This window comes from Desulfonatronospira sp. (genome assembly GCA_003563255.1).
GTDB lineage: Bacteria > Desulfobacterota > Desulfovibrionia > Desulfovibrionales > Desulfonatronovibrionaceae > Desulfonatronospira.
Map to the genome: position 1 here is coordinate 1 of PWSL01000475.1, position 10,727 is coordinate 10,727.

The window sequence follows — 10,727 nt, forward strand, 5'->3', positions numbered from 1 at the left end:
GGGGCAAAAGAGACGGCCCACGGAATACACGGAATCTCACGGAATATGCGTTGCTTCGCAACGCTTTAAAAACTTCCGTGTCCTTCCGTGTGTTCCGTGGGCAAAAGCTCCTGGCTTTCTTAGAAAATGAAACAACATGTTGGTTTGAAATATGTACTAAGCGCCTAGATTCTTGAATTGTCAAACACCAAGGTGAAGAAATTGATCAAAGTCGTTGTAGTGGACGATTCCGCCTTCATGCGCAAGGCAATCAGTACCATGCTTCAGAAGGACCCCGAGATAGAAGTGGCTGCAGTCGCCAGAAACGGCATGGAAGGCCTGGATATGGTCCGCAAGCATGACCCTGATGTTGTCACTCTGGATATAGAGATGCCGGTAATGGATGGACTAACCGCCCTGAAGCACATCATGATGGAGATGCCCAGGCCGGTTATAATGGTCAGTTCTCTTACCACCGAGGGAGGCGAGGCTACTCTGAAGGCCATGGAATACGGGGCTGTGGATTTTATTCCCAAACAGCTTTCAAAAGTAAGCCTGGACATAGTAAAGATTGAGCAGGAACTGCAGTCCAAGGTCAAAACAGTGGTCAGGAATAAAGGCAGACTGGCCGGTAAAGCCAGGAAAAGCAAGCCCAGGGTTGCCAGAGAGGTCTCCAGGATCATTCAAGCCAAACCCAAGGGAAAAGTAATCCGGGATATAGTGGCTGTAGGGGTATCCACAGGCGGCCCTCCGGCTGTGCAAAAAGTTTTATGTGAACTACCCCGGGATTTTCCCGCCAGTATACTTATTGCCCAGCACATGCCCGGTGCTTTCACCGGCCCTTTTGCAAAGCGCCTTAATGAAGCATCGTTTTTATCCGTCAAGGAGGCCGAGGATCATGACCAGTTGAAGCCTGGCTGGGTCTATGTAGCTCCCGGGGGTAAACACTTAAGCCTCAACCCCGGGACTTCCAGGATTGAACTGACTGTCAGTACCAAGCCGGAAGAAGCCATATACAAGCCCTCGGCCAATGTATTGCTGAGTTCTGCCGCTAACGGACTCGGGCACAGGACTATCGGGGTCATCCTGACCGGCATGGGCAGCGACGGGCTCCTGGGCGCCAAAGATCTCAAGGCCAAACGGGGGCTTGTGCTGGCCCAGAGTGAAGAAACCTGTGTTGTTTACGGGATGCCCAGGGCAGTCATTGAAGAAGGCCTTGCTGATCAGGTGGTGAATATTGACGACATGGCCCAGGCCATTACAAACCTTCTTTATCAGGTATCTGTTTAGCACTACAGCGAAACTAATAAAATACAGCATGCTGTCTCAATTGGGGACAGGCACCCCGGCACTTATTTTTTCTTGAACAAGAAACAGATTAGAAAAAAATAAGTGCCGGAAAAGCCAGTCCCCCTGCTACACGCAAAGCGCTGAACAGATTCTTTATCAGAAATGACAGACTTCAGGTAACCATTCAGGGGGACGCCGGATACCGGCCTGGGGACGATACCGGCCTGGGGACAGTCCCCACAACACATTTCCTGCAAATATTATATAATTACCGACGCGAATTTTTTAAACCTGCACAAACATTACATAGCGAGAGACAGTCCCCAGGTCTGGTACCGGCGGTCATCATCCAGGACCCCCTGAATGGTTACGATTTCAGGGCCAGGTCACCAGGTCGAACAGGAGCAATCATGCATCAGGATAAGAATGAGATTATGCAGCTCTTGAAGAGCGAAGATCAGTCGGAGCAGAGGGAAGGAGCTTTCCTGGCCCGGGACATGAAGCTGGTGGAGGCTGTGCCTTATCTGGTCGGCCTGCTGCAGAGCCGCAGCATAGGTGTTCAGGAAGCTGCGGATATGGCGCTGCGCAAGATAGGTGGAGGGCCGAGCGTAAGCGCTCTCATTCCTTTACTGGCCAGTGACTCTCCACCGGTGCGCAACCTGTCCATGGATATTTTGAGGCATATCGGACATCAGGATATTGACGCCCTGCTTAGACTGCTCAAGAGTGAAGATACTGACCTCAGGATATTTTCAGCGGATATCCTTGGCTCCACCAGGTCATACCTGGCGGTTGCCCCGCTGTGCGAGCTTCTTCTCAAAGACCCGGAGGTCAATGTTCGCTACCAGGCTGCGGTAAGCCTGGGAGACCTGGGCAGATCAGGTGCAACCGAATGTCTGAAAAGAGCTTTTTCCGACGAGGAATGGGTGCAATATGCTGTGGTGGAAGCCCTGTCAAAGCTGAGGGACGAGTCATCAGTCAAGGTGCTTATTCAGGCCCTGGGCAACAGTTCGGAGTTGGTCTGCTCCATGATAGTCGATGCTCTGGGGGAAATGGGCGACATCAAATCCGTTCCCATGCTGCTAAAGCGTATAGAAGATTCTCCAGCGACCCTTCGCAATAAGATAGTCAAGGCAGTGATCAATATACTGGGGGGCAAGGCCCTGACTTTTTTGAGCAATAAAGAAAAGGAAAAGCTGCATGATTACCTGCTGGCGGCGCTCAAGGACGACGAGACCGATATCCAGGATGCTGCAATTCTGGGATTGGGCTACGTGGGGGGCGCCAGGGCAAGTCGCAGCATTCTGAACACAGCGGCCCTCATGGATCCGGATTATGAAGAAGACAGGCTGCAGAAGGTTCATGAATCTCTGGTCTCCATTGGATACAATCAGTCTCTGGTAGAAGGCCTGATTTCCGAAGACGAAACCCTTGCCTCCCTTGCCATCCATGCTTTGGGAAGCATTGGCGGGAAAGAGGCAATAAATGATCTGATAAGCTCTTTTGCTCTGAAAAACCGCGACCAGCAAAGAGAAATCGCACACATGCTCCACGACTGCGCAGGCCGGGAAGCCCGGGACTTCTTTCTGACGACCCTGCAGCAACACCAGGACGGGGATGTATTGAAGTACGGCATCAGTTTTATAGGCGTCAAACTCAGGGATGAAGAGAGCATACCAGTATTGCTACGTTTTTTGGAACACCCCTGGGATGACGTCAAAAAGACAGCCCTGGAGGCAGTTTTGAGCACAGGTGGAGGCACTGTCCTGCGTCATTTTCAGGATATGCTCTCAAGCACCGATACCATAAAAAGAGTTATGGCGGTGTATGCCATTGGCAGGCTGGGAGCGGACAACAGCATGGAGACTCTTGCCGAGGCACTGAACGATGAGGCTTATGAGGTCAGAAAAATCGCCCTGGAGGCCATGGGCCATATCAGCCCCGAAGACAAGAATGTACTGCACCTGGTGGTCAAGGGACTTCAGGACGAAAACAGGGAAGTAAGAAGGAGCGTGGTGGATCTTCTGGATGAATGCCCGTACCCTGAAAGCCACTCTTACCTGCTCAAGGCTCTGCATGATCCGGATGAATGGGTCCGGGTCCGGGTTGTCGAGGCCCTGGGCAGAAAAAAGATACAGGACAATATTCCGGAAATGCTTTCTCTGTGGGAGAGGAGTTCCCAGTTAGTAAAGATCAAGATTGTCGAAGCTCTGGGGATTATCGGGGGACAGACAGCATTCAGGTCTCTGCTCGATATTCTTGATGATCCCGATCAGGAAATACAGGATGCAGCTGAAACAGCACTGGATAAATTACAAGAACAAAACATGGAGCAGGGCCAAGAATGAACTCGCCATTTCCCAAAAATATAACCTTCAAAAAAGAATTGAAGATTAATGACCAGGAGTTCAAACAACTCCGGGATTTTATTTATGAAAAAAGCGGCATATATATCGGCGACAACAGGAAGTATCTTCTGGAAAACAGGCTGGGCAACAGATTAAAAGCCCACAACCTCAAAAGCTTTGGCGAGTATTTTTACTTTTTGCGCTATGATGCCCAGAGGAACGAAGAGTTGACCAAGCTTTTCGAGGTTATAACCACCAACGAGACCAGTTTTTTTAGAAATCCACCTCAGATAAAGGTATTTCAAGAACAGATCCTGAGGGACCTGGTAAAGACCAAAAAGGCCAAGGGTGACAAAAGAATCCATGTCTGGTCAGCGGGATGTTCCACGGGAGAAGAGCCGTATACTCTGTCCATAGTTTTACACGAGGCTATGAACTATGAAATGAGTTCCTGGAAAATAAAAATTTCAGCCCACGACCTTTCAAATGCTGTGCTTTCGGCTGCCAAACGAGGGATCTACTCCCATTACGCCCTCAGAAGTACTCCTCCGGAGATAGTCAAAAAGTATTTTTTGGAAGAATCTCCGGGTATGTTCAGGGTACAGGACAAGGTCAAGGAACTGGTGCATTTCGGTCAGATAAATTTAAGCGATCGCTTCCAGCTGAAAAAAGTTGAACGTTCTGATGTGATTTTCTGTAGAAACGTAATCATTTACTTTGATGAAGATATGAAAAAAAATGTCATAAACTCCTTTTACGACAACCTTTTGCCTGGTGGATATATGTTTATCGGCCACTCGGAGTCTTTGCACAACATCAGTCGGGCGTTTAAACCTATGCATTATCCGGGGTCCATCGTTTACCTGAAGGAAAAGTAAGGTATCTGTCAGGTATCTGTTTAGCGCTTTGCATGTGGCATGGGGACTGGCTCTTCCGGGACCCACTTGTCCCAAAAAATGAGATATTTTATGCACAAAATGATGCTCAAGTGGGTCCCGGAGTGCCTGTCCCCTGCCTTCCTAAAAAGCGCTAAACAGATACTTCGCTGTAGTGGTAAGCTTGTTTAGTTCCAGAGAGGGCTTATGCAAAAAGAAAAAGAGCGCAGGCAATATGTCCGCATACCAAAGAATTACCGGCTGGAGTTGCAGTCTCTGGAATTCCCCGTGGCTTCCCAGAAAAAGATCCAGGTGGTATCTGCGGATATCAGTTCCGGCGGGCTCAGGCTCAGTTCCCACGAGAAGTACAATATTGGCCAGATGGTACAGGTAAAGGTTTATATTTCCGGGTTGAATAAGCATCACCCCGGTTTTTTCAAGGTATTTGAAAGCGATGCAGGGCAATACCTGCAGGCTGTGGCTGAAGTGAGCTGGGTGCGGGAGAAGATCGCTTTTCAGTTGTATGAGATGGGACTCAAATTTGTTGATGTCTACGAAGATGACTGGCAGGCATTGAGAGGGTTGCTGGCTAAACTGGAGTAAGGCCGTAATATTGCAACGACACTTTTTTGTGCCTCAGGGGACCGGTTCTCCCCTCACTTGTTTTTCAAAATACATAGATCCCCTGAATGAAGGTCTGGGGACTGTCCCCGCTAAGTACTATCTTTGAAGGTTCACACAACTTAGCGTTTGTCATATTTGAATTGTGCAGGAAAGGTGTCGCGGGGACTGTCCCCGGGCCGTTGCGGCATCCCCTGAATGGTTACCACAATTATATCTGTCAGGAGCTGAACAGATACTAAATCGGGATGTTTTCCCGTGGCAGGAGATGGTTTCATTGCCTGGACAAGTGCTGGCTGTCGCCAATCAGAAGGGCGGAGTGGGCAAGACAACTACCGCCTTGAACCTTGGTGCTTCGTTGGCAGGGTTCAGGAAGAGGGTCCTGGTGATGGACCTGGACCCGCATGCCTGTGCTTCCATCCATCTGGCGTTTTACCCGGAGCAGATAAGTTATTCAGCCCTTGATATCTTCAAATCTTACCCGGATTTTGCTTATACATATAACGATTGCGTTTATAAAGACAGGCAAGGCCTTTTTTTTGACTTTGTGCCCAGCAATATCCACCTCTCAGATCTGGATGCAGAACTTCGGGATGTTTCCGGCAAAGGACTGATCCTCAAGAAATGGATGGATGGAATATGCGGAGATTATGATGTAATTATTATTGACTGCCCCCCCCAGATGGGAATTATCCTGGTTAATTCCCTGGTGGCGGCGGATCTTGTAATTATCCCTACGCAGACTGACTTTCTGGCCCTGCACGGGTTCAAGCTGATCTTTGATACCATGCGTCTGTTAAACAAAGCCCTTGAAAGGCCGATTAAGTACAGGGTACTGGCCACAATGTACGACAGACGGGCCAGTGCATGCCGCCGGGTGCTCAATACACTGCAGAAGAAAATGGGCCCGGAAAGACTTTTTGAAACTATAATCAATACTGACACCAAATTCAGGGAAGCCAGTGCCAGAGGAAAAGTTATCCGCGACTATGCACCCAGATCCAGAGGGGCTCTGGAATATTTTAAACTGGCCCGGGAGATAATTAATATATGAAAACACCGGAACAGTATTTTCAGGAACAGGTCTTTGATCCTGATACATCTGCATCTCAAAATGAGATTTCGGATCAGGAACAGGCTTTCATCAACAGGTACCTGGGAGAAGAGCTGGCCGGAAAGATTCCCGAGGTGGGACAGAAGGCACAGCAGGCCCAGGACCTTCCAGGGCCGCAACCCAGGGTGGAAACTCAGTCATGCACTGAACATCAGGATGCTGTACAACGCAAAGATTCAGATTATAAAAGCCTCTCAGAGGTATTACGCCTGCGAGGGGAAGTGCAACTGGTCAGCTTTTTCAATGGGCAGCAGGAATACGCCCTGCCTATTGAAACTGTCCAGGAGGTCATTAAGTATATCCAGCCCTCCAGGCTTCCCACAGCACCTCCTTACGTCGAGGGGGTCATAAACCTGCGCAGTAAGATCACTCCGGTCGTAGATCTGCCTGGACTTTTGCGGATAAAGACGTCTGAAAACACTGAGCACAGGTTTATGATAGTATGCAGGCACTCAGGCTTTCAGATAGCACTGCTGGTTGAGCGTATTGCCACCATGTACCGGGTATCTGACAGTGATATTGAGTGGAACGTGGATGGAGTTCTGGGGGGCGATTCCGGGATAGTGGAGGCCCTGATAAAAAACCGTGAACGGATAATCTCCATCCTTGGCATTGAAAAGTTAGTCCAGTATCTACTTGGATAGCAGAAAGAAAAATAAACCATGGAGCAGCACTTACAATGGCCAAACATATTCTGATGGTGGACGATTCCAAGACTGTGCGGAATCTGATAGCCTTTATCGTCAAGAAAGAGGGTTTTCATGTCACTACTGCAGAAGATGGTCTGGACGCACTGGAAAAGCTTTATGCAGCCTCCAAAATAGATCTGATTATTACTGACATCAATATGCCCCGCATGGATGGATTTACATTTGTACAGACACTCCGGGAGCAGGAGTCTTTCAGGGATGTGCCCATAATCATTCTGTCCACCGAAGGACAGGACAAGGACAGGGAACAGGGGTTGAACCTGGGGGCCAACCTCTACATGGTCAAGCCTGCTCAGCCGGAAAGACTGTTGAAAAATGTAAAGATGCTTATGGGCTAGGTTGCCGGTGATCGCTTCTGAAATAATGCTGTTGATGTCAGGTGCGGAGAAGTAAATGAGCCAAGATTTTTTCGATGCGGAAGTGTTTTCAGATTTCGTGGTGGAAGCCAGAGAACATCTGGAAACCATTGAGCCCAAGCTTTTGGAGCTGGAAAATAATCCCGATAACCTGGAACTGCTGAACGATATCTTTCGGCCTATGCATTCCCTGAAAGGCGCTTCAGGATTTCTGGGTCTAAAGGATATGAACGCCCTGGCGCACAAAGGTGAAAACATTCTGGACGAGCTGAGACAGGGGCGTATGAGGGTCAATTCCACCATCATGGACCTGATCCTGGAGGCCACTGACGCCCTGCGCACCATGGTGGACAACCTGGAAAGTATGGGTCACGAGGGCCGCCTGGAAGTCGGCCATATCATCACCCATATTGAGGAAATCCTGAAAAATAAGGATCAGCCTCCAGACCAGGCAGAGCAGAGGGCTTTGCAGGAAGAAACCGCTCAGGAAACTGAAACCGCGCCCGGGGGGCAAAAATACACCCTGAACATGGTCAGCCTGGATCATCTGAACGATTTTATTGAGGAGGCCCAGGAAAATCTGGCCGCAGTCAATACGCTGCTTCTGGATATGGAAAAGGAAGGGGGCAGCACCCAGGAGCAGATAAATGACCTGTTCAGAAACTTTCACAACCTGAAAGGTAACAGCGGCATTATTGGCTATGCAGAACTAAACGGTCTGACTCACGAAGTAGAGACATTTCTGAATATTATCCGTTCAGGGGAGCAGGAACTTGACGGTGAAGTCCTGGATGTCCTTCTGGAAACTGTGGACATACTGGAGTCCCTTTTAAATGATATTGACAGGGCAACTGGAGAAGTGCAGGGCATGGATGTCTCTGAGACCTCGGACAGGGTTCGGGACCTCAAAAAACGTTTTCAGTCCGGGAATGAAACAGGGGCAGGGTCTGTGGAAGAAGAAAGACCGGCAAAGAGGAATGGTGGGCAACAGGCCGTCACAGGCCATGAGGAGGATTCCGGGCAGGTTGAGTTCTCGGATGTCGACCCTGAAGACCTGCAGATATTCAAACAGACAGTTGAGCAGCAGTTTGCCAATATGAAGCTTGCACTGGACAGGCTGTCCAGTGACGGGACCGACAAGGAAATGGTGGACGGACTTTACAGGTCACTGGTGACTGTTCAGAATTCCACCGGCTATATGGGGTTTGAAGAACTTAAAAAATATGCTGCAGACACTGCCAACCTGGTAGACCAGGGCCGTAAGACAGATACCGATTTTTCCCTGATGTACGATATACTCAAGCAGGAAGTGGATATTCTGGAGTCCATGGTTGGCAGACAAATTCAGAAGTTTGCCGCTGGTGCTGCAGAGGCCGGGCCGGATGTGCAGGAAGGCACTGTTTACTCTCCCGGCGAAAAGGGTGCGAAGGCACTGCAGGAAACGGAATCGCCACCCGGCCCGGGTCCTCAGGAAGAGGCTGCAGCCCCAGTTCCCGAGGCAGGAGATGGAACCGGGATGGATGCCAGTAAGGTCAAGGATCTTCAGCAGGCTGACAAGCCTGAGGGTCCATCCAGGCCTGAAGAGGCAGAGGCACAGAACATTGGGGCCGGCAGAACTCAGGCAGGTTCCCCCTCCTCTACCATAAGGGTTGACCATGCCAGACTGGATGAACTCATGAACCTTATCGGGGAACTGATCATCAACCGCAACAGGTTTACCATGCTCTCCAGGTCTCTGGAGGAGGGGCATGATGTGCTGGAAGTGGCCCAGCAGCTGAATGAAACCACCAACTCCATGGCCCGCATTTCTGACGACCTGCAGGTGACCATAATGAATGTGCGCATGGTGCCGGTGCGGACTGTGTTTACCAAGTTTCCCCGCCTGGTGCGTGATCTAAGCCGCAAAAGCAATAAAGACATCCAGCTTGTCACCGAAGGGGAAGATACCGAGCTGGACAAAAGCGTGGTGGAACTTATCGGCGATCCCCTTGTACATCTGATCCGAAACGCAGTGGACCACGGCCTGGAATCCCAGCAAGAGCGTAAAAAACAGGGCAAGGATGGAAAGGGCACCATATGGCTGCGCGCAGCCCACAAAGGCAATTCCGTGGTTATCGAAATAGAAGATGACGGCAAGGGAATAGATCCGGAAAAAATGAAGCTTAAGGCCGTGGAAAAAGGAGTCATCGGTGAGGAAGAAGCCCGGAACATGGAAGCGGACCAGGCGGTGGAACTGATTTTCGCGCCGGGTTTTTCTACTGCTGAAACTATTACGGACGTGTCCGGGCGAGGTGTCGGCATGGATGTTGTCAAAAACAACATCAAGAGTCTCAAGGGTAATATATCCGTGAATACCACGGTGGGCCGGGGGACAAGATTTTCCATCACCCTTCCCCTGACCCTGGCTATCATCGATGCCCTGATGGTGACGGTGAACGGGCAGATATATGCCATCCCCCTGGACGCTGTCTCAGAGACCACCAAGATAGAATCATCAAGAATAAACGAGATAAACAACCGTAAGGCCATAACACTGCGCGGTGAGGTGGTGGGCATTTCCAGCCTGGCGGAACTTTTGGATCTGCCTGAAAACAAGGAGGACAGGGCAGAACTTCCCCTGGTGATAATTATGGTGGGAGACCGCAGGCTTGGGCTGGTGGTTGACGATCTCCTGGAACGGCAGGAGGTTGTTATAAAGTCGCTGGGGGAATACCTGGGGGATCAGCCTGGGATATCAGGAGCCACCATTATGGGTGACGGCAGTGTGGTGCTCATCCTGGACCCCAACGAAATATACAAGCTTGCAATCAGCAGGAGTTGAAGCGTCAATGGCAACCAGTGATCGCAAGCTCTCCCGCAGGGATCTTTTCAGGGGGATTTTTCGACAGGGCCGGGGAGATGCTGAAGAAAAGGAAGCCACCGGAGTCGACCCGGACATGGTTTACGCCGACAGGCTGTTGAGAGATGGACGGTATGACAAGGCTGCACATCTGTATTCCAGAATGCTCCAGAAAGAGCCCAGGCACCTGGAGGCCATGCGCAATATGGGATACTGCCTTTTCATGCAGGGAGATTACGCCGGTGCCAGGCAGGCCTGGGAAAAACTTCTGAGTTTCAGGCCCAGGGACAACTTTGCACTTCTTTACACCGGGCTTGCCTGTGCTCACCTGGGAAACGGAAAGAAGGCCCTGGAAAACTGGAATCTTTTTTTTGATATTCGCAAGCCCATTGTCCAGAGGGAGATAAACCTCATACTGGCCAGGCAGGAAAGAGGCGAGTCCCTGGAAGCTGAAGAAATGGCCGCCATGGTCCAGAAGGCCATGGATAAGCAGAAAAATGCCTGAGGTCTTGAGTGCTCAGTGCCAGGCCTTGAAACCCCGTCTTTGCTAGAATTATTCTTATTTTATGTGACAGGGTTTCAAGAGTAAGTCTAA

Annotated in this window: 9 protein-coding genes; all 9 read left to right on the plus strand. The window is 50.1% G+C overall.

Translation table 11 applies throughout. From position 1 onward, the window contains the following. Window positions 1-201: 201 nt before the first annotated feature. The 9 genes from QZP87_RS13960 (at window position 202) to QZP87_RS14000 (ending at window position 10,637) form a co-directional block, all read left to right on the plus strand. A complete protein-coding gene (locus QZP87_RS13960; RefSeq protein WP_291323534.1) occupies window positions 202-1,269 on the plus strand; it encodes a chemotaxis response regulator protein-glutamate methylesterase in 1,068 nt (355 codons plus the stop codon). 410 nt (window positions 1,270-1,679) lie between these two features. After that, window positions 1,680-3,617, plus strand: coding sequence for a HEAT repeat domain-containing protein (locus QZP87_RS13965; protein ID WP_291323535.1), 1,938 nt, complete (start codon window positions 1,680-1,682; stop codon window positions 3,615-3,617). Beyond that, entirely contained in the window at window positions 3,614-4,495 is an 882-nt protein-coding gene (locus tag QZP87_RS13970) for a protein-glutamate O-methyltransferase CheR (protein WP_291323536.1), read from the plus strand. The genes QZP87_RS13965 and QZP87_RS13970 overlap by 4 nt, the downstream gene beginning before the upstream one ends. A 204-nt stretch (window positions 4,496-4,699) precedes the next feature. Then, window positions 4,700-5,095: a PilZ domain-containing protein gene (locus tag QZP87_RS13975; protein ID WP_291323537.1), complete on the plus strand. Its 396-nt coding sequence runs from the start codon at window positions 4,700-4,702 to the stop codon at window positions 5,093-5,095. A gap of 295 nt (window positions 5,096-5,390) precedes the next feature. After that, window positions 5,391-6,167 carry a ParA family protein gene (locus QZP87_RS13980; RefSeq protein ID WP_291323538.1) on the plus strand — a complete coding sequence of 259 codons (777 nt, stop codon included), beginning with the start codon at window positions 5,391-5,393 and terminating at the stop codon, window positions 6,165-6,167. Next, window positions 6,164-6,871: a chemotaxis protein CheW gene (locus QZP87_RS13985; RefSeq protein WP_291323539.1), complete on the plus strand. Its 708-nt coding sequence runs from the start codon at window positions 6,164-6,166 to the stop codon at window positions 6,869-6,871. Before QZP87_RS13980 ends, QZP87_RS13985 begins: the two co-directional genes overlap by 4 nt. A gap of 35 nt (window positions 6,872-6,906) precedes the next feature. Further along, window positions 6,907-7,275 carry a response regulator gene (locus tag QZP87_RS13990; RefSeq protein WP_291323540.1) on the plus strand — a complete coding sequence of 123 codons (369 nt, stop codon included), beginning with the start codon at window positions 6,907-6,909 and terminating at the stop codon, window positions 7,273-7,275. Window positions 7,276-7,330: 55 nt separating this feature from the next. After that, window positions 7,331-10,114, plus strand: a complete 2,784-nt coding sequence (locus QZP87_RS13995) for a chemotaxis protein CheA (RefSeq protein WP_291323541.1) — start codon at window positions 7,331-7,333, stop codon at window positions 10,112-10,114. Between the two features lie 7 nt (window positions 10,115-10,121). Then, complete coding sequence (locus tag QZP87_RS14000; protein ID WP_291323542.1) at window positions 10,122-10,637, plus strand: tetratricopeptide repeat protein; 516 nt, start codon at window positions 10,122-10,124, stop codon at window positions 10,635-10,637. Window positions 10,638-10,727: the final 90 nt, after the last annotated feature.

Coding starts and splice junctions, on each gene's coding strand:
- QZP87_RS13975 (WP_291323537.1), top strand. CDS start 4,700: ATGCAAAAAGAAAAAGAGCGCAGGCAATATGTCCGCATACCAAAGAAT.
- QZP87_RS14000 (WP_291323542.1), top strand. CDS start 10,122: ATGGCAACCAGTGATCGCAAGCTCTCCCGCAGGGATCTTTTCAGGGGG.
- QZP87_RS13970 (WP_291323536.1), top strand. CDS start 3,614: ATGAACTCGCCATTTCCCAAAAATATAACCTTCAAAAAAGAATTGAAG.
- QZP87_RS13985 (WP_291323539.1), top strand. CDS start 6,164: ATGAAAACACCGGAACAGTATTTTCAGGAACAGGTCTTTGATCCTGAT.
- QZP87_RS13990 (WP_291323540.1), top strand. CDS start 6,907: ATGGCCAAACATATTCTGATGGTGGACGATTCCAAGACTGTGCGGAAT.
- QZP87_RS13965 (WP_291323535.1), top strand. CDS start 1,680: ATGCATCAGGATAAGAATGAGATTATGCAGCTCTTGAAGAGCGAAGAT.
- QZP87_RS13995 (WP_291323541.1), top strand. CDS start 7,331: ATGAGCCAAGATTTTTTCGATGCGGAAGTGTTTTCAGATTTCGTGGTG.